Here is a 25,497-nt window from a genome sequence, read left to right as displayed (position 1 = left end):
TTGATTTCCTGATTAAGGGCCGATCGCTCAGCCAAACTGGTAGGCCGACAAAGTCGTTTGCATGACCCGGTCGGAGAATATCTTGCGGCCCGAGCTGTTCGCTCCGGCGCCTGCTGCCACCATGAGCGGCAGCAGATGCTCTTCGCCATGAGGTGGATGACACAGACGCGCCGATGGCGCCTCGGTCCATTGCTGCAGCAACGCGTCGCGCTGGGCTGGCGCGGCGCTGACGGTTTCGCTCAACCAATGATCGAACGCGTCCGAAATCGGCGCAAAACGCGGGTCGCCATAGCCTTGCATGTTGTGAAAGCTCATGCCGCTGCCAACAATCAGCACGCCCTCGTCGCGCAACGGCGCGATGGCGTGACCGATATCGATATGGGCCTGGGCATTCAGGTCGCTGCGCAACGACAGCTGCACGACCGGCACGTCCGCATCCGGAAACATCAGCTTCAGAGGAATGAAGACACCGTGGTCGTAACCGCGCTGTGGATTTTCGCCAGCAGCGATTCCGGCCTTGCCAAGCAGATCGACCAAGCGCGTCGCCAATGCAGGATCGCCCGGCGCCGGGTAGCGTAGCTCATAGGTATGCGCTGGAAAGCCGCTGTAATCGTAGATCAGTTCAGGACTGGTGCTGGCGGTGACCATGACCTTGCGCTCCAGCCAGTGGCCGGACACCAGCACGATGGCACGCGGTCGCTGTGGCAGCGATGCGGCGACGCCTTTGAGGAAAGCGGCCATCTTGTCCCAGGCATCGACCGGATTCCACTCCATGAAGAAGCAAGGGCCGGCGCCATGCGGTACGAACAGGGTGGGCATGCGCGTCGATGGCGCGTCTTCGTGTTGGCGGGTCATGTCATCGTCGTCCTCGCGTGTGAGGCGACAAGTATGGATTACACTTCGTATGGCTTTAACAAGGCAAAACGCCTCAACAGTTCTAACTGAGAGTAGGAGCCAAGATGCTCGACCGAGTAACAGGAATGCGAGTGTTCGCCCGGGCCGCCAGCGCCGGCAGCCTTTCCGCCGCGGCGCGGCATCTCGGGCTATCTCCTGCGATGGCGACCAAACATGTCGATGCACTTGAAGCCCGGCTCGGCGTCAAACTGTTCCATCGCAGCACGCGGCGCCTGAGCCTCACGGCAGCTGGCAGCAGCTATCTCGAAGCATGCCTGCGACTGCTGCCGGAGATCGACGAGGCCGAAGCGAGCATCGCCTCGCAGCGGGTCGACGCCTCTGGCCTTCTGCGGATGAACGTGCCGCTATCGTTCGGCGCTCGCTTCATCGCTCCGCTGATGCCGGGGTTCAGCCGGCGCCACCCGGCCGTGAAAATCGAGTTGGGGCTGACCGATAGCCAGGTCGATCTGATCGATGGGAGCTGGGACATGGCCGTACGCATCGGCCGCCTCACCGACAGTCCGTTGCAGGCCAGGCGCCTGGCGGACTGCCCAATGCTGGTATGCGCTTCACCCGGCTATCTGACGGAGCATGGTGTACCGAAGCGGGTGAGCGATCTATCTCGGCACAATTGCCTCGGCTACAGCCTGTCAACCTTGTCGGGTGGCCGCGAGTGGGCGTTCGGCCCGGCCGGTGAATTTCGAGTGCCCATCCAAGGCAACCTGATCGCCAACAACGGGGCGGCTCTGGTAGCGGCTGCGGTGGGCGATCAGGGCCTGATCTATCAACCGCAGTTCATCGTTGCCGCTGCTTTGAGCCGCGGCGAACTGGTGACGATAGAGCTGGACCAGCCATCGCTTGGGCTCGGCGGCATCCATGTGGTTTATCCCCCCGATCGCCGCCCCCCGGCCAAAGTGCGAGCGATGATCGACTATCTGGTCGAAGCCTTCTCCGGCGAGTTGCCCTGGGCCTCGCCGCGCACCTGACGTGGCTCGCCCCCCTTCGGCATCGCTGCCGGCCGCTTGTCCTTCTCGACTGATCTCCCCGCCAAAACGCCGCGGCAGAGGCCGCGCATGCGCGGCGGATTGAAAAAAAGATGAACCGCGAAAGCCTCGATTAGTCCGAATGAAGGTGCACCTGTTCGGCGCAGCGTGCCGTTGGACGACTCGCCGGCCAAGCCCGGGCCGATCCGCAGGAACGCCGACCGGTTCTCGACCGGCTGACCTACAAGCAGGACGTCACCAATCATCCATACCGTTCGAGTCCAACAGGCTGGAACGGTGCGTTACGGAGTAGCCATGAAAGCTGTCGTTTATCACGGTGTCGGCGATATCCGCCTTGAGGACGTAGCCGAACCACGCATCGAAGCCCCTACCGACGCCATCGTTCGCATCACCGCCTCGGCCATCTGCGGCACAGATCTGCACTTCGTTCGGGGCACCGTCAGCGGAATGAAGCCCGGCACCATCCTTGGCCACGAGGCCGTAGGCATCGTCGAGGAATTGGGTGAAGACGTCCGTAACCTGCAAGTCGGCGATCGGGTGGTGGTTCCGTCGACCATCGCCTGTGGCAACTGCTCCTATTGCCGCTCCGGCTATTTCGCCCAGTGCGACGTCGCCAACCCGAACGGCAAGGAGGCCGGCACGTCCTTCTATGGCGGCCCGTCCCAGACTGGGCCGTTCCATGGCATGCAGGCCGAGAAAGCACGTATCCCCTTCGCCAATATCGGTCTGGTCAAGCTGCCGGCGGATATCAGTGATGATCAGGCGATCCTGCTTTCCGACATTTTCCCGACCGGTTATTTCGGCGCGGAAATGGCCGAGATCCGCTCGGGCGATACCGTGGCCGTATTCGGCTGCGGCCCGGTCGGCCAATTCGCCATCGCCAGTGCCAAACTACTGGGCGCTGGGCGCGTCTTTGCCATCGACCAGTTCGAGGACCGCCTGCGCATGGCGCAGCGCCAAGGCGCGGAAGTCATCGATTTCAATCGCGAGGATCCGGTCGAAACGCTGAAGCGGCTCACCGCCGGAATCGGTGTCGACCGCGTGATCGATGCGGTCGGCATCGATGCCGAACATGGCTGCTGCGGCGGTAAGCCGGCCGACGGTGCGCAGTCCGGTCAGGGTGCCCAGTGGCAGCCCGGCGACGGCCCATCGCAGGCCCTGGAATGGGCGGTGCAGAGCTTGGCGAAGGCCGGCACCCTGTCCATCATCGGCGTCTATCCACCAGATGCGATGACTTTTCCCATCGGCATGGCGATGAACAAGAACATCACCATGAACATGGGCAACTGCCATCACCGCAAATACATTCCGCAGCTGATCGAAATGATCCAGGCGCGGCGCATCGACCCTGCGAAGATTCTGACCCAGATCAAGCCGATGACCGACGCCATCGCGGCCTTCGAGGCGTTCGATCGGCGCGAGCGCGGCTGGATCAAGGTGGAATTGCAACCACAGCGGGGCCATTCCGCCGGGGCTGGATCGGAGGAGAACGTCGTCGATCAGGCGGTTGCCGACACCTTCCCCGCCAGCGATCCAACCAGCATGCAGAGTCCCGGCAGGTAGCAGGAGAAAAGCGATGGCGGCCATCCATATCGGAATATCGGGCTGGCGCTACGCACCCTGGCGAGGCGACTTCTATCCCAAGGGCCTTACCCAGAAGAACGAGCTCAGGTTCGCCTCGCGTGCGGTAAACAGCATCGAGATCAACGGTTCCTTCTACGCGCTCCAGCGACCTGAGCTGTACACCGGCTGGTACGACGAAACCCCGAAGGGCTTCGTCTTCAGCGTCAAGGCGCCGCGCTATATCACGCATATCCTGCGCTTGCGCGATGTGGAGAAGCCCATCGCCAATTTTCTTGCCTCTGGCGTACTGGCGCTCAAGGACAAGCTCGGGCCGATGCTGTGGCAGTTTCCACCTTCGTTCAAGTTCGACGCAGCGCTCTTCGAAACCTTTCTCAAACTGTTGCCGCACGACACCGAGGCAGCGCTGGAAATGGCCAAGGGATGCGAGGCGCGAATGGAGGGCCGCAGTTATTTGCAGATCGACCGCAAGCGCCGGCTGCGCCACGCCGTGGAAATTCGTAACCAGAGCTTCGTTGACCCCGCGTTCGTTGCGCTGCTGCGCAAGTACAAGGTCGCACTGGTCGTGGCGGACACCGCCGGCAAATGGCCCTATCGCGAGGATCTCACCAGCGATTTCGTCTACATCCGCCTGCATGGCGCCGAAGAGCTCTATACCAGCGGCTACAGCGAAGAGGCGCTGGACAACTGGTGCCAGCGCATAACGCTGTGGAACCAGGGCGGGCAACCCGACGACGCCCATCTCATCTCGGACGATAAGCCCCCATCACGCCAGGCGCGGGAGGTGTACTGCTATTTCGACAACGACGTGAAGGTCCGAGCGCCCTACGATGCGCGGCAGCTGTTGCGCCGGCTCGGGCTGGAGGAAAACCTGGAGACCACTCCGGGCCACCTGGAAGGAGCACTGGCTTGAATCTGGACAAGAATCACCCACTGGACAGCAGCGACCTGGACGCCCACATGTCCACGGCGGTCAACGCAGTCCGCCTGCTTACCGTCAACACCCACAAGGGCTTCACCGCCCTCAATCGCCGATTCATCCTGCCGGAGCTGCGCGAGGCGGTCAGGGCGGTCTCGGCCGACGTCGTATTTCTTCAGGAAGTGCTGGGCACCCACGAGAAACACGCCTTGCGCTTTCACGACTGGCCGAAGATGTCGCAGTACGAATTTCTCGCCGACAGCATCTGGACCGACTTCGCCTATGGCCGCAACGCGGTCTACCCGGACGGCGATCACGGCAATGCGCTGCTGTCGAAGTTTCCGATCACGCGCTACGAGAACCTCGACATTTCCATCGCCGGGCCGGAGCGCCGCGGCTTGTTGCATAGCGTGCTGCAGGTGCCGGGCCATGAGGAGTTTCATGCCATCTGTGTGCACCTGGGCCTGCGCGAATCGCACCGACAGCAACAGCTCGGTCTGCTGTGCGAGCTCCTCGACTCGCTGCCCCAGGGCGCCCCGGTGGTGGTCGCCGGCGATTTTAACGACTGGCGGCTGAAGGGCGCTCAGATCCTGGATCGTTGCGCCGGCATGCATGAGGTATTCGCCGTGTCCCAGGGCAAGGTGGCCAAGACCTTCCCGGCGCGTTGGCCGATGCTGCGCCTGGACCGCATCTATGTGCGCAACGCCACGAGTCATAAAGCACGGATTCTCGGTAACAAACCCTGGACGCACTTGTCCGATCATCTGCCCTTGGCGGTGGAGATACACCTATGAATTTTCACTGGAGAGACGGGAATCGTCTTCAGTTGCTGGAAAACGGCGAGGAGTTCTTCCCCGCCGTGTTCGAGGCCATTGCGGCCGCAGAAAAGGAAGTCCTGCTGGAAACCTTCATTTTCTTCAAGGACAAAGTGGGCCAAGAGTTGCAGAAAGTCCTGATCGCTGCTGCCGAACGCGGCGTCAGCGTCGACGTCACTGTAGACGGCTATGGCTCGGCTGACCTGAATGGCGACTTCGCCGCGGCGATGGCGCGGGCCGGCGTACGCATTCATATGTTCGACCCGGGCAAACGGCTGCTCGGCAAGCGCGTCAACGTGTTCCGACGCATGCACCGCAAGATCGTCGTGGTCGATGGCCAGGTCGCCTTCATCGGCGGTATCAATTTTTCTGCCGATCACCTGGGCGATTACGGCCCGGCAGCCAAGCAGGATTACGCGCTGCAGGTCGAGGGGCCCATCGTCCACGACATCCATCGCTTCGCCCTCAGCACCATCGCGCCGAACCAGGCGAATCGGCGCTGGTGGCATCGACGGGTGCGTACGCAAAGCAACGGCTACGTTGGTGTCAGTCGGGGCGAAGCGCGTGCGCTGTTCGTGACTCGAGACAACCACAACCACCGCAACGATATCGAGCAGCATTATTTGCAAGCGATTCGTGACGCTCGCTCGCGCCTGTTGATCGCCAATGCCTATTTCTTTCCCGGCTATCGGCTGCTGCGCGAGATCCGCAACGCCGCTCGGCGCGGCGTGCGGGTGCGGTTGATTCTGCAGGGTCAACCGGATATGCCGATCGCCAAGTTCGGCGCGCGCATGCTGTACAACTACCTGATGAACGACGGCGTCGAGATCCATGAGTACTGCCGCCGGCCGTTGCACGGCAAGGTCGCGCTGGCCGATTACGAATGGTCAACGGTGGGTTCGAGCAATCTCGATCCGCTCAGTCTGTCGCTCAACCTAGAGGCCAATCTGATCATTCGTGATCATGCGTTCAACCGCCAACTGCATGAAAATCTGGACCGTTTGCTGCAGGAGGATTGCCGGCGCATTCCGCTGGAACGCATGATCCGCGGTTATTGGTGGCGCGCACCGCTAGCCTTTTTCATCTTCCATTTTCTACGGCATTTTCCGCAGCTGGTCGGCCTGTTCCCAGCACACCGCCCCAAGCTGCAGCTGATCGACCCGGAGCCGCTTGAGCCCAGTCCTCCGGCACCCTTGCAACGAGACCATCAATGAGCGAGACCCAAGACGCGTCACGCAGCGGTTGGCGGCGACGCTGGCCGCTGATCAAGAAGATCCTGACCTATGTCTTCTTCGTGTTGGTCGCCGGGCTGCTGGTGGGCTTGGCGCGCAATGTTGACTGGCCTGAGGTCTATCGGACGCTGAGCAACTACAACGCCCGTACGCTCTGGCTCGCAGGCGCCGCCACCTTCGGCAGCTACGCCGTGTATTGTAGTTTCGACGTGCTCGGCAAGCGCTACGCGCAGCACAATTTGCCGGTGCGCCAGATCGTGCCGGTGACCTTTGTCTGCTACGCCTTCAACCTCAACCTGAGCGCCTGGGTTGGCGGCATCGCGCTGCGCTATCGGCTGTATTCACGATTGGGTTTGCGCGCTTCGCAGATCACCCGAGTGTTCACGCTCAGCGTGCTCACCAACTGGCTCGGCTATATCTGGCTGGCCGGATTGATCTTTTCGTTGGGCTGGATCACCCCGCCAGAGAGCTGGGAGATTGGCGATACGGCGCTGCGCATGCTCGGTGCCGGCTTGCTGCTGCTCGCGCTGGTCTATCTTTGGGCGTGCGGCTTTTCCAAGCGCCGCCACTGGACGATACGCAAACATCAGATCCACCTGCCATCACTGCGATTGGCTGCCTTGCAGATGCTGCTGGGCGCTGCGAACTGGTCGCTGATGGCACTCGTGGTCTATTTCATGTTGTCGCAACAGGTCGCCTACCCCACGGTGCTGGGGATCCTCATGATCAGCAGCATCGCCGGAGTGATTGCCCACATTCCGGCGGGCCTGGGTGTGATCGAAGCGGTGTTCGTGGCAGCCCTTGGCGGCGAACTCAGCAACAGTACGATCGTAGCCGGCCTGATCGGCTATCGCGTCGTGTATTTCCTGGTGCCGCTGTGCTTGGCCACTATGCTCTACGTCGTGCTCGAAGCCCGGGCGAAGAAGTTGCGCTCCGGAAACGAGGCTCAACCCAGCGAAGAAAAAGCGCCGGGAGACCATCCGTCCAGCGCTCAAAAAGCCGTCAGCCGCTAAACGAGACGAATAAAAATAAGCCGGGACGATTGTCCCGGCTTCTGTCTTTCCGGCGTCCTGTTGGACGCCTGGGCATTACACCTGCGGTCGCAGGATGATCACGCCCAACGGTGGCAGTGTCAGCGAGAGCGATACGTCCTGCCCATGCGCCGGGACCGACTCGGCCAGCATGCCTCCGCCATTGCCCACGTTCGAGCCGCCATAGCACTCGGCATCGCTGTTGAAGATTTCCAGCCAGCGGCTGTCCACCGGCACGCCGATCCGGTAGCCCTCACGCACCACCGGCGTGAAGTTGCCCACGACCAGCAGCGGATGTCCGGTCGAGCTCTTGCGCAGCCAGGCGAACACGCTATTGGTGCGGTCATCGCCGATAAGCCACTGGAAGCCCTGCGGGTCGCTGTCCAGCTCATGCAATGCGGGCTCCTGTCCGTACAGGCGATTGAGGTCGCGCACCAGGTTCTGCGCACCCCGATGATCGGCCTCATCGAGCAGATGCCAGTCCAGTTCGCGGTCGTGGCTCCACTCACGCCATTGGCCGAACTCGCAGCCCATGAACAGCAGCTTCTTGCCAGGGTGCGTCCACATGAACGACAAGTAGGCACGCAGGTTGGCAAACTTTTGCCAGCGGTCACCGGGCATCTTGTCGATCAGCGAACCCTTGCCGTGCACCACTTCGTCATGCGAGATCGGCAGCACGAAATGCTCCGAATAGGCGTAGACCATGCCGAAGGTAAGCTTGTCATGGTGGTACTGACGATTGATCGGATCTTCCTGAATGTATTTGAGGGTGTCGTGCATCCAGCCCATGTTCCACTTGTAGGCAAAGCCCAGGCCGCCCTCGGACGTGGGCTTGCTGACGCCCGGGAACGCTGTGGACTCCTCGGCGATGACCAAGGCTCCAGGCGTCTCGGTCGCGACCACATCGTTCAGATGACGCAGGAACTCGATGGCCTCCAGGTTCTCCCGACCGCCATGACGGTTCGGAATCCATTCGCCTTCCTTGCGTGAATAATCGCGATAGAGCATCGAAGCAACGGCATCGACCCGCAGCGCATCGACGTGGAATTCACGCAGCCAATGCAGCGCCGAGGCCAGCATGAAGCCGTGTACCTCGGTGCGCCCCAGGTTGTAGATGTAGGTGTCCCAGTCCTGATGGAAGCCTTCGAAAGGGTGCGCGTACTCGTAAAGCGCTGTGCCATCGAACTCGCCCAGACCGTGGGCGTCGGTCGGGAAATGCGCCGGAACCCAGTCGAGGATTACGCCGATGCCGGCGTTGTGGCAGGCATCGACGAAGGCGGCGAAATCATGCGCAGTACCGTAACGAGCGCTGGGCGCGAATTGCGACAGCAGCTGATACCCCCAGGATCCGCCAAAGGGGTGTTCCATGATTGGCATCAGCTCGATATGGGTGAAGCCCAGGTCCACGACATAGGGAATCAGCCGTTCGGCCAGTTCGTGCCAGTCGTACAACCGACCATCGTCACCGCCCTCCCGGCGCCAGGAGCCAGCATGCAGTTCGTAGATGGTCATCGGTGCCTGCAGCGATTGCCGCGCAACCCGCTGCTGCAACCAGGCATCATCTTTCCATTCGTACTCCAGCGGATGCGAGATCACCGACGCGGTGCCCGGCGGCAACTCGGTGGCCAACGCCACGGGGTCGGCTTTGAGCGGCAATATCCCGTGTGGGCCGAGAATCTCGAACTTGTAGCGGTCACCGGGTTGCAGACGCGGGATGAAAATCTCCCAGACACCGGCGGGAAACCGCAGACGCATCGGATGCCGCCGCCCGTCCCAGTCGTTGAAACTGCCGACCACCGAGACTCGCCGGGCGTTGGGTGCCCAAACGGCGAAGCGCACGCCCTGCACGCCTTCGACTTCCATCGGTTGCGCACCGAATACGCGGCCGATCTCCCGGTGGTTGCCTTCGGAGAACAGGTACATGTCCATCTCGCCGAGCTGTGGACCGAAGCTGAACGGGTCTTCGGTAACCTGCTCGCCGCCGGCCCAGCGAATCTTCAACAGATACGGCTGCGGGTTGGTCAGGCGGGTAAAGAAGAATCCGGGCACCTGACCCTGCTCCATCGCGGCCAGCACGCGGCCACCGGAGCGCTCCAGTACCTCGACGCCGAGCGCATTGGGCAGATAGGCGCGCACCACCAGCCCGTCCCCGTCCGGGTGTGGGCCGAGTATGGAAAACGGATCGCCATGTTCGGCGCGAACCAGCGCATCCACATCGGCATCGCTGGGTAGCAGGGTTTCCCCAGGCATGGTTACGACCGGTCGATCAATCATTAGGAACCTCCATCGGAAATCTGTTGTGCCAGAACTGCAAGCCCCTGCAACGGGACGGACAGCCAGGCCGGGCGGTTCTCTGCCTCATAGGCCACTTCATACGCGGTCTTTTCCAGGCTGAACAGGGCCAGCGCGGCGTCAGCACCGGCGGCATCCTTCCAGGCGTGCGGCAGTTGCGCGGTAGCCTCACGATAAGCCTCGAGGAAGACGCTGCGCGCGCTCTGCTGGTAGGTTTCGGAAATCGTGCGCCGTGCCAGATCCGCGGCTTCGGAGCTGTCGCTGATCTGGGCATTGCGCAGCGTCATGGCGCTGGCGTATTCGAAGGAGCGCAACACGCCGGCCACATCTTTGAATGGGCTCAGCTTGCTTCTGCGCTCGTCGAGCGAGCGCGCCGGCTCACCTTCGAAGTCGATGAAGTAGGCATCGCCCTGGGCGACCAGTACCTGGCCGAGGTGAAGATCGCCGTGCACCCGGGTCCGCAGCCCCCCGACGGTACGTTCTGCCAACCGTTTGACCTCAGCCAGCAGCGGCTTGCGTTGTCCAAGCAACTGATCCACAAGCGTCGCTGCCTTGCGGTCCAGATCGCCCCGAAGGGCTTGCAATAGATCCAGTGCGCGCTCTACTTGAGCCGATATCACCTTGGTCCATTCCTTGGTGTCGGCCGAACGCGTCGGCTCGCTGGCGAACGCCGGATCGTCAGTCTGTGTCGCCAGGGTCATATGCATCTCGCCCAGCCGTTGACCGAGCAGGCGATTGAAGGCCTCAAGCTCCTCGAGGGCGCTGAACTGGTTCTCGTGCAGAGAGACCCCGCCGGCGATCTGGTCGCGAACAGCGCGATCCAGCGTGTTGAGCGTCCACTCCCACGCGTCGCCCTGGTTGTCGAGGAAGCGCTGTACCACCATCAACGCGTACTGCTCGCCCTGTTTGTCGACCCGGGTGACCTGTCCGAGCATCGCCGAGATGTGCATGAAGCCCTGCTCGGTCAGGAAGCGGCCCATCTCCAACTCCGGGTGTACCCCCGCCGAGACCCGGCGCAGTACCTTGATCATTATGCTGCTGCCGATGATTGCCGAGCTGTTGGACTGTTCTGCCGTGAGGTAACGAACCTCGGCATCGGCCGGCAATTCCACCTCGGCCAGTTTGTCCATCGGCTCGAAACGGATCTCCCCTTCGCCGCAAGGCAACACTTGTTCTTCACGCAGCGCCTGGATAACGCCCAGCACGAACTGGTTCAGCGCGAAGGCATCGGTCAACAGGCCGACCTGTGGGCCACGGCGCACCCGCGCCATGGCCAGCTGTTGCGGCAGCGCAATGTCGAAATCGCCTTCGTCGAGGAAACCCAGCGGCAGCTGATAAAAATCGGTGCGCCCTGCCGTTTCCACTGCAATCTCACTCAACAGCACGGGCCTGTGGGTATCGCCGAAGGGCACGCTGTAGCAGATCTTGATCGAATCGATGGTCGCGTCCTTGCTGGCGAACCAGCGCCGTTTCGGCAAATACGCCGGTAACGACTCGGTCTCGAGAATGCGTTTGTTCGCGGTGGTGAGCGTGTCCAGACGTTTGAGCACAAGCGTTTGAAAGTCGGGCATGGTTTCCACCGGTGCCTGGTGCCAACTGGGCATCTGGTGACTGGTCGCCAACTGAAACCAGTAGAAGCCATAAGGTGGCAACGTCAGCAAATAGGGTAATTGGCCGATCGGCGGGAAGGCACTTCCGCCAACCATCTCCACCGGCACCATTCCGGCATAGTGAGAAAGCTCGAGCTCCGCCGCCTGAGCCGAACGCGAAACGTTGGCGACGCAGAAAATCACCTCGGTTTCCCCGCTGGGTGTCGTGTATTCGCGCAGATAGGCCAGAATGCGGCGATTGCTCGGCGCAAGCATCTTCAGCGTGCCGCGGCCGAACGCCTTGAATTGCTTGCGAATCGAAAGCAGACGGCGCGTCCAGTTCAGCAGCGAATGCGGATCGCGCTGCTGCGCCTCGACGTTGATCGCCTGATAGCCGTACAGCGGATCCATGATCGGCGGCAGTACCAGGCTCGGCGGATCGGCGCGGGAAAAACCGCCATTGCGGTCTACGGACCATTGCATGGGCGTGCGCACGCCATCACGGTCGCCGAGGAAGATGTTGTCACCCATACCGATCTCGTCGCCGTAATAGATCACGGGCGTACCCGGCATCGACAGCAACAGACTGTTGAGCAGCTCGATGCGGCGGCGGTCGCGCTCCAGCAGCGGCGCCAGGCGCCGGCGAATACCGAGATTGATCCGCGCGCGTTTATCCGAGGCGTAATAGTTCCAGAGGTAGTCGCGCTCCTTATCGGTCACCATTTCGAGGGTCAACTCGTCATGGTTGCGCAGGAAGATCGCCCATTGGCAATTCTCTGGAATATCGGGTGTTTGCCGGAGAATATCGGTGATCGGAAAACGGTCTTCCTGGGCCAGCGCCATGTACATGCGCGGCATCAGCGGAAAGTGGAATGCCATATGGCATTCATCACCCGGGCCGCCATCTTCGCCGCCGAAATACAGCTGGGTGTCTTCCGGCCACTGGTTGGCTTCGGCCAGCAGCATGCGGTCGGGGTAATTGGCATCGATCTCGGCACGGATCTGTTTCAGCACCACGTGGGTTTCGGGCAGGTTCTCGTTGTTGGTGCCGTCACGTTCGACCAGATAAGGAATGGCATCCAGCCTCAACCCGTCGATGCCCAGGTCCAGCCAATAGCGCATGACGCTGAGTACCGCCTTCATCACCTGAGGGTTGTCGAAATTGAGGTCCGGCTGGTGCGAATAGAAGCGGTGCCAGAAGTACTGCTGGGCGACAGGATCCCAGGTCCAGTTCGAGACCTCGGTGTCGAGGAAGATGATCCGCGTGCCGTCGTACTTGTCATCCGTGTCGGACCAGACATAGAAATCGCGGGCTGCCGAACCTTTTTTAGCTTTGCGCGCGCGCTGAAACCAGGGGTGCTGGTCCGAGGTGTGGTTGATGACCAGTTCGGTGATGACCCGCAGGCCGCGTTTGTGCGCGGCGGCGATGAAGCGCCTCGCATCGGCCATGGTTCCGTAGTCGGAATGCACGCCGCGGTATTCGGCGATGTCGTAGCCGTCATCACGCCGTGGCGAGGGATAGAACGGCAATAGCCAGATGGTGTTGACGCCGAGGTCGGCAATGTAATCGAGCTTCTCGATCAGACCTTGGAAGTCGCCGACGCCGTCGTTGTTCGAGTCGTAGAAAGATTTGAGGTGGACCTGATAGACCACTGCGTCCTTGTACCAGAGAGGATCCTTGATAAAGGCAGCTGGTTTACGCGCTTTGGCCATGTTCTCGTTCCTTTCATGACCTCCAGAACCCGCTCCATCAAGGCATCGGGTGGAGACTCAAAACGTGCATCAGCACTAGAATATGGATTAGCTAATACATATAACGTGCTGATACTTAAAGATAAGCAGACACTTCCAAGAATTTACTTTAAGTCAGGATCCGGGGCGTCGGCGGTGAGCCGCCAAATGCCGAACGGCAGGTGCCAGGGTTCGATGCGCATCCACTGTGTCTTGCCGTACCAAGTCCAGCGATGCCCATTCATCAGGTCTTCGCCACGGGTTTCGGCATGGTCGGGCAGCCCCAACTCCCACAGTGGAAGTTCGAAATGGGCTTCCTGAGCGTTGTGTGGATCAAGGCTGATAGCGATCAAAATGAAGTTGGAGCGGTCCGGCGTACGCTTGCCGAAATACAGAATGTTGTCGTTGTAGGCCGTGTACGCGCTGAAGCCGAGGTGGGTCTGCAAGGCCGGGTTCTGCCGACGGATGCGATTGAGCTGAGCGATCTCGGCAACGATGTTGCCTGGCGCGTGATAGTCGCGCGGACGGATTTCGTACTTCTCCGAGTCGAGGTATTCCTCTTTGCCCGGAATCGCGGCGGACTCGCACAGTTCGAAGCCCGAGTACATCCCCCACAGCCCCGAGCCCATGGTCGCCAGTGCGGCACGGATGAGGAAACCGGGGCGGCCGGAGTCATGCAGGAAGAACGGGTTGATATCGGGCGTGTTGACGAAGAAGTTCGGCCGGTAGCAGTCGCGCAGCGGGGGCTCGTTGAGCTCAGTGAAATACTGGCTCAACTCCGCCTTGTTGTTGCGCCAGGTGAAATAGGTGTAGCTCTGGTTGAAGCCAACCTTACCCAGACGCGCCATCATTGCCGGGCGGGTGAACGCCTCGGAAAGGAACATGACGTCCGGATCGCGCTCACGGATGTCTGCAATCATCCATTCCCAGAACGGCAGCGGCTTGGTATGTGGATTGTCGACGCGGAAGATCTTCACGCCCTGCTGCACCCAATGCCAGACCACGTCGCGCAAAGCGATCCACAGGTCCGGCATGGCGTCCTCGGCGTAGAAATCGACGTTGACGATGTCCTGGTATTTCTTGGGTGGGTTCTCTGCGTAACGGATCGTCCCGTCCGGTCGCCAGGAGAACCAGCCCGGGTGTTCCTTCAGCCAGGGGTGGTCCTGGGAGCACTGAATAGCGAAGTCGAGCGCGATTTCCAAGCCGTGCTCACGTGCAGCGGTCACCAGCTCGCGGAAGTCTTCGAGCGTGCCCAGCTGCGGATGCACGGCGTCGTGACCGCCCTCCTCGCTGCCTATGGCATAAGGGCTGCCCGGATCGTTTGGCCCGGCCACCAGGGTGTTATTGCGGCCTTTGCGGTGCTGCCGGCCAATGGGGTGAATCGGCGTGAAATAGAGCACATCGAAGCCCATGTCGCGGATCGATGGCAGGCGCTTATGCACATCACGGAAGGTGCCGTGGCGATTCGGGTCATCGGTTTCGGAGCGCGGAAACAACTCGTACCAACTGGCGAACTGGGCCAGCGGCCGTTCGACTTCGAGGGGGAAGACCTGGCTCTGACTGCAATGCTCCCGTGGGTCGGCATCGGCCATGACAGCGGCTGTTTCTTCGGCCAGCAGAACCGACACGCGCTCGTCGTCCAGATGCGCCGTGCTCAGGCGGTGCAGCAGATCGTCGATGATGGCCTTGACTTCACCTTGGGCACGGCTGCTGGCCCGTTCCAGGAGCAAGCGGCCTTCCTCCAGTTCCAGTTGCACCGGCACACCGGCGGTATGCTTCTTCGATAGTTCGTAACGGTAGGTCTCGTAGATATCCCACCAGGCTTCGATCATGAATTCATGGCCCGCGACCTGCGTCGGGGTGAAATGTCCTTCCCAGCTGTCATTGCCGATCAGCTTGAGACGAGCACGGCGCCAGGTGTCTTCGTCCTTGGTCCGCCAGCAAATCGCGGCGGCGAGCTGGTCATGGCCGTCGGCGAATATCTTGCTGGTTACGTTGACCGGATGGCCGATGATGGCCTTGGCAGCGAAACGCCCACCGTCGAGCACCGGCTCGGTCGACTCGATGGCGATACGCGGCATCTTCAATGCTTGTTCCAGTCGAGGGTGAATCGTTGCGTGGGGCTGTGTATCGGTCATCGAGCGGGCTCCTGAGGCCTAAGTCGTTGCGATACGGCAAACCAACCGCGGCGGAGGCGGCAACCGTTCGGGTTGGATTTACCGTGTGAAAACCCGCGCTGCAGGCTTTCATGGGCTCTGTTCTTCCGAACCAACGGAGGCTGTAAAAGTTCAGCAGAACAGACCGCAGCGGTGCAGCCGAATGTCGCCGTACGACGACTGTCGGAAACTGCAACGCGGGATCCAAGAAAGGTCTGTACTCAAGCGAGGAGCGATGCGCAGTTGCCGCCGTTGTTCTGGCGTCCGCTCGCCGTTGGTTGATTGCCGATTAAACATTCCGACTGATGGGAGGCCGTCATGACTCCGCATGCCCGCCCCGATGTGCCCCAACCCGACCCTGTCGTGCACGACAAACCGGGGGATTTGCCGCAGGTGCCCTGTCCTGACGATATCGACGACTACAAACCCGGCACGCCATTCGGTGGGCAGGCTGTGGCTGACGAAGAGCCAGAACCCACTTGAACGGCTACGCGCCCATGACCAGCAGCGGGTTGTAGCCGCTGCGCGCGTACTCGTCCTGCTCGGCCAGCAGCATGTCCAATGCCAAACTGGCGAGATCATCGGCGACCGGGTCGGCGCGTCCATGCAGCTCGCGCTGCATGATTTTCAGATAGCTATGGCACTCGTTGCAGGCCTCCGCCTGGACCGGCAGGAAAGGCTTGCCCTGCTCATCGTCGAGGGTCAGATAGAGCAGCTTGCCGCCCGTATCGCATGCGCTGCAGGTAACGCGTTCCAGATGCCATTCGGTCGCACACAATGCGCAGTGTAGGTAGCGCACACCACTGCGATGGCGCTCGTTGTGTACCACGCTGGCAACAGGTGCAGCGCCGCAACACGGGCATAGTGCCTTCGCCTCGCCCGTGGGGCGCGCCGGCACAGCGGACATTCCAATGGCCAGACGCACCCAGGCGACCTGCAACGCCGCAGCCACAAATGGCAGCAAGGCACGGGTCGTCTCGTTGCCGGGGCGCATCTCGAACACATCGTCAGCCAATGCATCGAGCTGCTCGGGGGACATCTCGCGCAATCGAGCGAGCAATGGCCGCTGGCGCTCCCCTACGTGCAATTCCACCGCATCGAGAATGGCAAGCAAGTCCTGCTGCCAGAGCACATCGCGTCGCAATGCCTGAAAGCCCAGGGGCGGCATGCGGTGTTTCAGCGCCTGGTCGAACGCGTCCGCCGCTGGACGCCAGGCCGGCTCTCGTTCGTTCAGGACTTGGTGCTGGGCCTGTACCAGGCGCGCCATGAACGCGAGAAACTCGTCGAGCGGCGGCACCTGCAGAACCAGTTCCCTCAATCGGGTCGCCCGTTTGCTGAAGACCTTGGCATCCGGCAACACCACGTGGGGGGCCTCCATGATCCCGGAAGGTGCACTTCCATAAGCGTGGTTCACTGCAGCTCCTTTCATCGGCGGCGCTCCTGTACTTCGCTGGTGGGCGACGCGCTTTGCGAATCGGTTTTACGGTTGCGCATGACGTCCTCGTACCACAGCCCGTGATGATGTCGCGCCCAGGCATGGCTAACGCGCCCCTGCGTCATGGCACGCACCGACCCTTTGACCCAGATGGCCGCATAGATATGAATGATCAAGGTGATGATCGCGATGAAAGCCGCAATTGCATGGATCATCACCGCCCAGCGCAACGCCCAGACCGGCATGCCGTCGGCGATCCAGGGGCGCCAAAGCACGATGCCGGTAATCAGCAGCACCGGCACGGTGGCCAGGAAGAGCCAATACACCAGCTTTTGTCCGGCGTTGTTCTTGCCCACCGGAGGGAGGCGCTCGTCACGGTTGCTGAGCACATCGCTGATCTGTCGCATCCATTGGACATCATGGCGTCTAATCAGGTTGTCGCCGAAAAAACGCACGGCCTGAATGACGAAGAACAGCGACATGAACACACCGATATAGGGGTGCACGATTCGCGTCGGCTCCGGGCCACCGAACAGTGCGGTAAGGCCGAAGAAAGCCGGATAAAACAACGCCAGCCCGCTCAATGTGAGCAGCACGAAGCTGATCGAGATGAGCCAGTGATTGACCCGTGTCCACCAGCCGTACCGCAGGATGCCGTGGTTGATATTGGAATGGCTCATAGCTGGTCCTCCCCACGCCGATCGAGCGCGCGCTCTTCCGCTGCCAACTCAGGATCCGGATCGTCTTCGGGCTCTTCCTTCGGCCCCTTCATCACGTAGTGGAAGAACCCGGCCAGTACCGATACACCCAGCGCCACGGACATGATCGGCTTGGTCACGCCCTTCCATAGCTCCACCGTCGGGCTGATGTGCGGATCCTTCGGCAGGCCGCTGTAGAGCTCAGGCCTGTCAGCATGTTGCAACACATAGACGACGTGGGTGCCGCCCACACCGGGCGGATCGTAGATGCCGGCATTGTCGTAGCCGCGCCCCTTGAGATGCGCGACCCGGTGCGAACCGTAATCGAGCATGTCCTCCTTGGTGCCGAACATGATGGCCGAGGTCGGGCAGCTCTTCACGCAAGCCGGCTCGAGCCCATTGAACACCCGGTCCGAGCACAGCGTGCATTTGTAGGCCTTGTTGTCTTTCTTCGAGATTCGAGGAATATCGAAAGGACACCCGGCTACGCAGTAGCCGCAGCCGATACAGTGCTCGGAATTGAAATCTACGATGCCATTGGCGTACTGCACGATCGCACCGGGCGACGGACAGGCCTTGAGGCAGCCCGGCTCGGCGCAATGCATGCAGTTATCCTTGCGAATCAGCCACTCGAGATTGCCCTGCTCATCCTCGTACTCGCTGAAACGCATGACCTCGAACGACTCCGGCGACAGGTCCTGCGGGTTGTTGTAGGTGCCGTCGCATTCGCCAACCTCATCACGCAGGTCGTTCCATTCGGAGCAGGCAACCTGACATGCCTTGCAGCCGATACACACCGATACATCGATCAGCTTGGTGACGGCATCCACGCCCCCGTGCCGCACCTGCGGCGAGGGCGTGGTGGTCGCTGAGCGGGCGATGATGTTCTGCATATTGATCTGGTCACCGCGCATCAGACAGCCCCTCCAATCTTCTCCACGTTCACCAGAAACGACTTGAACTCTGGTGTCTGCGTGTTTCCGTCACCCACGAAGGGGGTGAGGGTGTTGGTCAGGTGTGCCTTCTTGGCCACACCCTTGAAGCCCCAATGGATGGGAATGCCGATCTGGTGCACCGTCCGGCCATCGATCTGCAGCGGAATTAGCCGCTTGGTCACCACCGCGACCGCTGTAATGAAGCCCCGCTTGGACGTCACCCTTACCCGATCGCCTGCAGCTATGCCCAACTCCTCGGCAAGTACGGTACTGATCTCGACGAATTTCTCCGGCTGGGCGATGGCGTTGAGCCGGGCATGTGTCGTCCAGTAGTGGAAATGCTCAGTGAGGCGATAGGTCGTCGCCGCATAAGGGAAATCCTTGTTGGAGCCGAACGAGTCGCGATCCTGCTCGAACACACGGGCGATCGGATTGTGCAGCGCCAATGGATTGTTCGGACTCAGCGGGTTCCGGTCGATCGGGGTTTCCATGGGCTCGTAATGTTCCGGGAACGGTCCTTCGTTCAACCACTGCGAGGCGAAAAGCTGCCCGCATCCGGTCTGCGTGACGATGAACGGACCGACGCCCTGGGAAGGTGGCGAAGTCAGCGGGAAGTCCGGGACGTCCGCCCCCGTCCAGCGCTCGCCGTTCCACCAGATGAATGCCTTGTTGGGTGCCCATGGTGTGCCGTCGGGCCGCGCCGAAGCACGGTTGTAGAGCAGCCGGCGGTTCATCGGCCAGGACCAGGCCCACTCCAGCGTATTGCCGGTGTTATAGGGATCGGAGTTGTCGCGCCGGGCCATCATGTTGCCTTCTTCGGTCCAGGCGCCTGAGTAGATCCAGCACCCGCAAGCGGTCGAACCGTCGGCGCGAAGCTCGCTGAAGTCGTTGAGCAGTTCACCCTTGCGACGAACGACGTTACCGGCATCGTCGGTCAGGTCGACCAGCGCGCGGCCGTTGTACTCCTGCGCCAGTTCCGCCGCTTTGGGGAATTTCGGATCCTTGTAATTCCAGGTGAGATTCAGAATCGGATCCGGGAAAGCGCCGCCCTCCTCCTGATACAGATGCTTCAGACGCAACATGACCTCGCCAAGAATCTCGGAATCGGTCATCGACTCGCCAGGGCCAGGTGCGGCCTTCTCGTGCCATTGCAGCCAGCGCGAGCTGTTGGTGATGGAGCCGTCGTCCTCGGCGAAGCACGTGGTGGGCAGGCGGAAAACCTCGGTGCCGATCTTCGACGGATCGACATCATGGTATTCGCCGAAATTCTTCCAGAACTCGCCTGTCTCCACCTTCAGCGGATCCATGAGTACCAGGTACTTGAGCTTCGACAGGCCATCCATGACCTTGGCCTTGTTCGGGAACGCGGCCAGGATGTTGAAGCCTTGGCAGAAGGCGCCGGTCATCTTGCCCAGGGTCATGTCGTTGATGGCGTAGAGCACGTCATAGATCGGCACGGACAGCTTCGGCAACCAGTCGTAGCACCAGTCGTTTTCAGCGGTGGCGACATCGCCGTACCAATCCTTCATCAGGCTGACGAAGAAGCGCTCATAGAATTTCCAGTACGACACCTCACCTTCGACCAGCGGCTGTTTGATCCGCGTCTTCATGTAGTCGGCGTAACTTTGCAGATTCACCGATGGCAGGTTCAGGTAGCCCGGCAGCAGATTGGATAGCAGGCCGATGTCCGTCAGGCCCTGAATGTTGGAATGCCCACGCAATGCGTTCACGCCGCCGCCCGGCATGCCCATGTTGCCGAGCAGCAGTTGCAACATGGCACCACAGCGGATCATCTGCGAGCCGATGGTGTGCTGCGTCCATCCGAGCGCGTAGAGGATGGTCATGGTCTTGTCCGGCGCCGAGGTCTGCGCCATCAAATCCCAGATTTCCATCACTTTGTCCCGCGGCATGCCGCAGATATTCTCGACCTGCTCGACGGTGTAACGGCTGTAATGTTGGCGCATAAGCTGGAACACGCAGCGCGGGTGCTCGAGCGTTGGGTCGGAGCGAGCGAAGCCCCGCTCGTCCAGCTCGAAATTCCAGGTCTCGCGGTTGTAGGTCCGGTCTTCGGAGTTATAGCCGGTGAACAGCCCTTCCTCGAAACCGAAGCCTTCTTTGACGATCAAGCGAGCATCGGTGTATTCGCGGACGTACTCATGAGCGTAGCGGTCGGATTCGATCAGGTAGTTGATGAAACCGCCGAGGAACACGATGTCCGTACCGGTCCGGAGCCAGGCGTGATAATCGGCAACCGCTGTGGTTCGGTTGTAGCGAGGGTCGATGGAAATCAGGATCGCGTTGCTGCGCTCCTTGGCATGCATGACCCAACGGAAGCCCACCGGATGCGCTTCGGCCGAATTGCCGCCCATCGACAGGATGACGTTAGCGTTGGCAATGTCGACCCAGTGGTTCGTCATGGCACCGCGACCAAATGTTGGGGCAAGACCTGCCACCGTTGGTCCGTGTCAAACGCGCGCCTGGTTGTCGAGCTGAAGGATGCCGAGTGCCCGTGTGATCTTCTGCGTGAGGTAAGCCGTCTCGTTGGTGCAGGCTGACGCCGCCACCATCGAGGTGGTCAACCAGCGATTGACCAGCCGCCCCTGTTCGTCATGCGTTTCGAAATTCTTGTCGCGATCGTCCTTCATGTGGCGCGCGATGCGTGTGAAGGCTTCATCCCAGCTGATGCGCTTCCATTCGTTGGTGAACGGCTCGCGTACTTCCGGGTATTTGACCCGGGACTCGCTCTTGATGAAGTCCAGCACTCCCGCTCCACGTGGACAGAGCGAGCCGCGGCTGACCGGGTGATCCGGATCGCCTTCGACGTGATAGATATCGTCGATGACATTGGCGGCACCATCGCCGCGGGAGTAGAGCAACATGCCGCAACCTACCGAGCAGTAGGTACAAATGTTGCGGGCTATCTTTGCGCCGGTCAGTTTGAACTGACGAATCGACGCGACGGCTTCATCAGGCGCAAATCCCATCATGGCCATGCTCGATGCGCCTACACCTGCCGCACCGAACTTGAGGAACTGTCGCCGGGATACTCGCACGGTCATCGATATCTCCTGTTACTCGTTATGTTCTCCCCATCTGAATCATCGACTGCAGGCGCTCTGGGATGGTTCCTGCAGGGCGATCGATGAGTCGGCGCCTGTTCGCTGCGCTCGTTCAAGGCTAGCTGGAGATTCGGCGATGGAAAGGTCACCTGTCGAGTCAGGCGTCAAGCGCCTTCAACAGGCGCGCCGAAATGCCCTGGCGCGTCGATGCGTAGTCGGACCAGGGATCCTCTCGCATCTGCTCCAGGCGCTCGTGCAGGTTGTGAATGGTCCACTGATCCGCCCCGGCGATCTGCTCCAGCTCATCGCGCCTGATAGGTACGGAAACCGGCAATCCCGGTCTCGCACGAGCCGAGTAAGCCGCCACGGTGCTGGCGCCCCTCTGATTGCGCAGGTAATCGACGAAGATCTTTCCGACGCGATTCTTCGGCCCCATCTTTTCCACGATCTTTTCGGGCGCCTGTGTGGCGAGGCGCGCCGTCACGCCGCGCGCGAATTCGTTGATGCAGTCCCAGCCCTGGCGACGGTCGATCGGCACCACCACGTGCATGCCACGCCCGCCACTGGTTTTGAGAAACGCCTTGAGGCCCAGGCCGGCAAGCAGCTCCAGGGTCATCGACGTCGCTTCGATCATGCTCGACCATGGCAATGCGGGATCCGGATCGAGGTCGAAAACGATCCGATCCGGGCGATCGATACGGTCGCTGCGGGCATTCCATGTATGAAATTCGACGGTGCCCATCTGCACCGCCTCGACGACAGCGGTGATGTTGTCCGCCTGGATCAGACGCGCATGTTCAGGGTCCAGTGATTTGTCCAGGACGCGCATGTGCGGCATTTTCAAACGCCCGCAATGGCGCTGGAAAAAATTCTCACCATCCACCCCGTCCGGAGCACGGACGATGGACAGCGGCCGGTTGCGCAGGTGCGGCGTCAGCCAGTCGCCGACGGCCAGATAATACTCAGCCAGTTGCAGCTTGGTGCCGCCGCTGCGTGCGTCGATGACCCGTTGCGGATTGCTGATACCAATGCCACCCACGTCAGGGCGGCCGCTCTTGCCGGATGCTGCGGACATGGCTACCTCATGAGGTCAGCTGGCCTTCTTGCTGCTGGATTTGTTAGCCGTGCTCTTGCGTGCAGCCGTCGCCTTGCTGCCGGATTTGCTTGCGGTTGACTTGCTCGCCGTCTTGCCCTTGCCGGAGGCACTTTTGCTCGGTGTGCGTTTAGCCGGTGCGGCCTGTTCTTCGTCGGCTTCCTCCTCGTCTTCGACCTCATCCGCAGGCGTGGCTTTCTTGGCGGTCTTGCCCGCCAGGCTGCGCTTGAGCAATTCGGTAAGGTCAATGACATCGGCACTGCGCCGGTCGACGGCTTCTTCGGGGCCTCCGACAGCCTCGATCTTGCCTTCGCGCGCCTTGGTTTCCACCAGATCCATGATCTGGTCCTGGAAGGTGTCCTTGTACTGCTCGGGATTCCATTCTTCGCTCATGTCCTCGACCAGGCGCTTGGCCATCTCCAGCTCGCGAGGATTCAAATCGGTGTTTAGCGCCTCGTCCTTCATCTCGAGGTATTCCACGCCGCGGACCTCATCGGCCCAGCGCAGCGTGTTCATCACCAGAGCCTTGCCCAGCGGCATGACCACTGCCAGGTGCTGCTTGTTACGCAGCACAACGTTGGCGATACCGACTTTGCCGGTCTGGATCAGCGTTTCGCGCAACAGCGCATAGACCTTCTCGCCCCGTCGATCGGGCGTGAGGTAGTACGGCGTATCGATGTAGAGAAAGGATATGTCCTTGGCATCGACAAAGGCGACGATGTCCACCGTCTGCGTGGCTTTCGGATGGGCTGCCTTGATCTCCTCGTCGCTGATCACGACGTAATTGCCCTTCTCGTATTCCACGCCCTTGACGATGTTCTCACTGTCGATGTCTTCGCCCGTGGTCTTGTTGATGCGCTTGTAACCGACCCGATCCATGCTGCGTTTATCCAGCCAGTCGAAGTCGATTCCCTGGCGCGTGGTGGCCGGCACCAACGCGACAGGGATATGCACCAGACCGAAACTGACCGCGCCCTTCCAGATCGTGCGAGGCATAGCCTTTCTCCTGTTTGCTGTTGGTCAGCCGTTCACCACCGTCCCGCCGTTCACATGGATCACCTGACCACTGATGTAGGAGGCGTCGCTGCTTGCGAGATAGACATAGGCCGGTGCGACTTCGTCCGGCTGGCCAGGGCGCTTGAGCGGTACGTTGGCACCGAATTCGGCAACCTTGTCCGCATCGAAAGTGGATGGAATCAGCGGCGTCCAGATTGGCCCCGGCGCAACTGAGTTCACCCGTATGCCACGTTCGGCCAGGCTCATCGACAGCGCCCGGGTAAATGCCACGATGGCGCCCTTGGTCGAGCTATAGTCGATCAGCATCGGGTTGCCCTTGTAAGCCGTCACCGAACTGGTATTGATGATCGAGGCGCCTTCCTTCAGATGAGGCAGCGCGGCCTGAGTCATTTGGAACATGCCGAACACATTGGTGCGGAAGGTTTTCTCCCACTGCTCCTGGCTGATGTCCTCGAAAGACTTTTGCGGATGCTGTTCCGCGGCGTTGTTGACCAGGATGTCGAGCTTGCCGAACTTGGACAGCGTCTCGTCGACGACCTTGCGGCACACGTCGCGATCGGCCACATCGCCGGCGAAGGTCAGACATTGGCGGCCATGACTTTCAACGACGCGACGGGTTTCGTTCGCATCCTGATCCTGATCGAGATAAAGAATCGCCACGTCGGCCCCTTCCCGGGCAAAAAGCACCGCGACCGAGCGGCCGATGCCGCTGTCGCCGCCAGTGATAATGGCGACTTTGCCTTGTAGCTTTCCGGCAGCTTTGTAGTCTTCGCCACGGAACTCAGGTCGCGGATTCATCAAGCCCTCTTTGCCGGGCTCGGGTTGTTCCTGAGGGGGTAGGGTCTGGTTTTCGTCGGCCATGCAAAAATCCTCCGTCAAGGTGAATAACCTGTCTTCGGAGGACTTGAGCCGCGTGGGAAAAGTTTCTGTGAAGCGATGAGAGGGCCGCGGTATGGCCCTGCTCAGTCGACGCGAAGCGCGACTCGACCGCGCGGTATGCCACTTTCAACGTACCGATGCGCTTCGACCACGTCATCGAAACCAAACACCTTATCGACCTGAGGTGTAATCAACCGATCGACCGTGAGCTGGTTGATATGCAACAGCGCGCGCTCGACCGCTTCGCGATTCTGCTTGATGCCCAACTCCGGCTGCCCGGTGAAGTCGCATAGGCAGTGAAGAAAGAACTTGAAGTTCTTCTTGAAGGCCGCACACGCCGGAAATGCCGTTTCGTTGCCGCCGTTGAGCCCGTAGAGGATAAGTTTGCCACGCGGCGCGATAACATCGCCCAGAAGCTTCATCTGCGAGCCGCCACAAGCATCGAGCACCACCTCGACGCCGGCACCGCCGGTAATCTTCTGCAGTCGTCCGACCAGATCCTCCTCTTCGGTCACGATCACCGTTTCGGCGCCCAGTTCGCGCAGGAAATCGCGGTCCTCGGCCGTCTCGCACGTGGCGATCACTCTTGCACCCAGCGCCTTCGCCACCTGGACTGCGGTCGGGCCGGTGCAATGGCGCGCCTGGGTCACCAGGACATATTGGCCGGGCTCGAGCTGCGCCAGTTCGACCAGCGCGAAATAAGACACCAGCGCCGGCGTGTAGTGAATGGAGGCTTCGATCGGTCCGAGCATGTCGGGGTAGTGAACGAGCGAGGTGTGCGGCAGCAGTGCATGCTCGCCGTACAGGGGATACTGGTTCAGGTCATGGGCGGGGAAGCTCGCCACCTGGTCGCCGATGGCGAAACCGTTCACCTCGTCGCCCACCGCCAGCACTTCGCCGGCGATCTCACTACCAAGCCCGGACGGTAGTCGCGCATGGCGCGGCGCAAGATCCTGCCGCCAGAGCACGTCGTTCCAGCTGATGCCGATAGCACGAACGCCGATCAGAACTTCGCCGGGACCTGGCCGTGGAACGTCCTGCTGCTCATAGCACAGGACCTCGGCCGGGCCGAACTGGTGGAAACGAATGATACGGGACATTGAAAGACCCCTCGGTTTACTACTGTGTTAGTGACTC

At 61.0% G+C, this 25,497-nt stretch carries 19 protein-coding genes; 7 read left to right on the top strand and 12 right to left on the bottom strand.

Annotation, left to right across the window (positions count from 1 at the left end):
- Window positions 1-27: 27 nt before the first annotated feature.
- Window positions 28-855: a class III extradiol ring-cleavage dioxygenase gene (locus MCB86_RS00285; protein ID WP_239608984.1), complete on the bottom strand. Its 828-nt coding sequence runs from the start codon at window positions 853-855 to the stop codon at window positions 28-30.
- Window positions 856-959: 104 nt separating this feature from the next.
- Here MCB86_RS00285 and MCB86_RS00280 point away from each other — a divergent pair, with 104 nt between their 5' ends.
- The 6 genes from MCB86_RS00280 (at window position 960) to MCB86_RS00255 (ending at window position 7,458) form a co-directional block, all read left to right on the top strand.
- The gene (locus MCB86_RS00280; protein WP_239608983.1) at window positions 960-1,880 is read left to right on the top strand and encodes a LysR family transcriptional regulator; all 921 of its coding nucleotides are present in this window, start codon (window positions 960-962) and stop codon (window positions 1,878-1,880) included.
- A 312-nt stretch (window positions 1,881-2,192) separates the two neighbouring features.
- Window positions 2,193-3,461, top strand: a complete 1,269-nt coding sequence (locus MCB86_RS00275; protein ID WP_239608982.1) for a zinc-dependent alcohol dehydrogenase — start codon at window positions 2,193-2,195, stop codon at window positions 3,459-3,461.
- A 13-nt stretch (window positions 3,462-3,474) separates the two neighbouring features.
- Window positions 3,475-4,392 (top strand): DUF72 domain-containing protein, encoded by a 918-nt coding sequence (locus MCB86_RS00270; RefSeq protein ID WP_045162282.1) that lies wholly within the window; start codon window positions 3,475-3,477, stop codon window positions 4,390-4,392.
- A complete protein-coding gene (locus MCB86_RS00265) occupies window positions 4,389-5,192 on the top strand; it encodes an endonuclease/exonuclease/phosphatase family protein (protein WP_045162283.1) in 804 nt (267 codons plus the stop codon). The genes MCB86_RS00270 and MCB86_RS00265 overlap by 4 nt, the downstream gene beginning before the upstream one ends.
- The gene (clsB, locus tag MCB86_RS00260; protein ID WP_239608981.1) at window positions 5,189-6,427 is read left to right on the top strand and encodes a cardiolipin synthase ClsB; all 1,239 of its coding nucleotides are present in this window, start codon (window positions 5,189-5,191) and stop codon (window positions 6,425-6,427) included. Before MCB86_RS00265 ends, clsB begins: the two co-directional genes overlap by 4 nt.
- Window positions 6,424-7,458: a lysylphosphatidylglycerol synthase domain-containing protein gene (locus tag MCB86_RS00255; protein WP_045162285.1), complete on the top strand. Its 1,035-nt coding sequence runs from the start codon at window positions 6,424-6,426 to the stop codon at window positions 7,456-7,458. Before clsB ends, MCB86_RS00255 begins: the two co-directional genes overlap by 4 nt.
- Window positions 7,459-7,533: 75 nt before the next feature.
- Here the strand turns inward: MCB86_RS00255 and glgB are convergent, their stop codons facing one another.
- The 3 genes from glgB to MCB86_RS00240 form a co-directional block, all read right to left on the bottom strand.
- Window positions 7,534-9,750, bottom strand: coding sequence for a 1,4-alpha-glucan branching protein GlgB (glgB, locus tag MCB86_RS00250; RefSeq protein WP_045162286.1), 2,217 nt, complete (start codon window positions 9,748-9,750; stop codon window positions 7,534-7,536).
- A complete protein-coding gene (gene treS, locus MCB86_RS00245; RefSeq protein WP_239608979.1) occupies window positions 9,750-13,070 on the bottom strand; it encodes a maltose alpha-D-glucosyltransferase in 3,321 nt (1,106 codons plus the stop codon). Before treS ends, glgB begins: the two co-directional genes overlap by 1 nt.
- A 143-nt stretch (window positions 13,071-13,213) precedes the next feature.
- Window positions 13,214-15,226, bottom strand: a complete 2,013-nt coding sequence (locus MCB86_RS00240; RefSeq protein ID WP_045162288.1) for an alpha-1,4-glucan--maltose-1-phosphate maltosyltransferase — start codon at window positions 15,224-15,226, stop codon at window positions 13,214-13,216.
- A gap of 336 nt (window positions 15,227-15,562) precedes the next feature.
- Here MCB86_RS00240 and MCB86_RS00235 point away from each other — a divergent pair, with 336 nt between their 5' ends.
- The gene (locus tag MCB86_RS00235; RefSeq protein WP_196298658.1) at window positions 15,563-15,727 is read left to right on the top strand and encodes a hypothetical protein; all 165 of its coding nucleotides are present in this window, start codon (window positions 15,563-15,565) and stop codon (window positions 15,725-15,727) included.
- 4 nt (window positions 15,728-15,731) lie between these two features.
- On the opposite strand, the gene fdhE is transcribed toward MCB86_RS00235, so the two are convergent.
- The 8 genes from fdhE to MCB86_RS00195 form a co-directional block, all read right to left on the bottom strand.
- A complete protein-coding gene (fdhE, locus tag MCB86_RS00230) occupies window positions 15,732-16,673 on the bottom strand; it encodes a formate dehydrogenase accessory protein FdhE (RefSeq protein WP_239608976.1) in 942 nt (313 codons plus the stop codon).
- On the bottom strand, window positions 16,670-17,359 hold the full coding sequence (locus MCB86_RS00225) for a formate dehydrogenase subunit gamma (RefSeq protein ID WP_239608974.1): 690 nt from the start codon (window positions 17,357-17,359) through the stop codon (window positions 16,670-16,672). Before MCB86_RS00225 ends, fdhE begins: the two co-directional genes overlap by 4 nt.
- The gene (gene fdxH / locus MCB86_RS00220; RefSeq protein WP_239608972.1) at window positions 17,356-18,291 is read right to left on the bottom strand and encodes a formate dehydrogenase subunit beta; all 936 of its coding nucleotides are present in this window, start codon (window positions 18,289-18,291) and stop codon (window positions 17,356-17,358) included. The genes MCB86_RS00225 and fdxH overlap by 4 nt, the downstream gene beginning before the upstream one ends.
- On the bottom strand, window positions 18,291-21,365 hold the full coding sequence (gene fdnG, locus MCB86_RS00215) for a formate dehydrogenase-N subunit alpha (RefSeq protein ID WP_239609067.1): 3,075 nt from the start codon (window positions 21,363-21,365) through the stop codon (window positions 18,291-18,293). Before fdnG ends, fdxH begins: the two co-directional genes overlap by 1 nt.
- 163 nt (window positions 21,366-21,528) lie before the next feature.
- Window positions 21,529-22,446 carry a non-homologous end-joining DNA ligase gene (gene ligD / locus MCB86_RS00210; protein WP_239608970.1) on the bottom strand — a complete coding sequence of 306 codons (918 nt, stop codon included), beginning with the start codon at window positions 22,444-22,446 and terminating at the stop codon, window positions 21,529-21,531.
- 15 nt (window positions 22,447-22,461) lie between these two features.
- Window positions 22,462-23,460, bottom strand: coding sequence for a Ku protein (locus MCB86_RS00205; RefSeq protein ID WP_239608967.1), 999 nt, complete (start codon window positions 23,458-23,460; stop codon window positions 22,462-22,464).
- A 24-nt stretch (window positions 23,461-23,484) separates the two neighbouring features.
- A complete protein-coding gene (locus tag MCB86_RS00200) occupies window positions 23,485-24,342 on the bottom strand; it encodes an SDR family oxidoreductase (protein ID WP_239608965.1) in 858 nt (285 codons plus the stop codon).
- Window positions 24,343-24,443: 101 nt separating this feature from the next.
- Entirely contained in the window at window positions 24,444-25,460 is a 1,017-nt protein-coding gene (locus MCB86_RS00195) for a zinc-dependent alcohol dehydrogenase family protein (protein ID WP_239608962.1), read from the bottom strand.
- Window positions 25,461-25,497 lie beyond the last annotated feature (37 nt).

It is taken from the genome of Pseudomonas sp. KSR10, from assembly GCF_022355455.1.
In the GTDB taxonomy this organism is placed as follows: domain Bacteria; phylum Pseudomonadota; class Gammaproteobacteria; order Pseudomonadales; family Pseudomonadaceae; genus Stutzerimonas; species Stutzerimonas stutzeri_E.
This window is presented reverse-complemented; position numbering and strand designations above follow the sequence as displayed.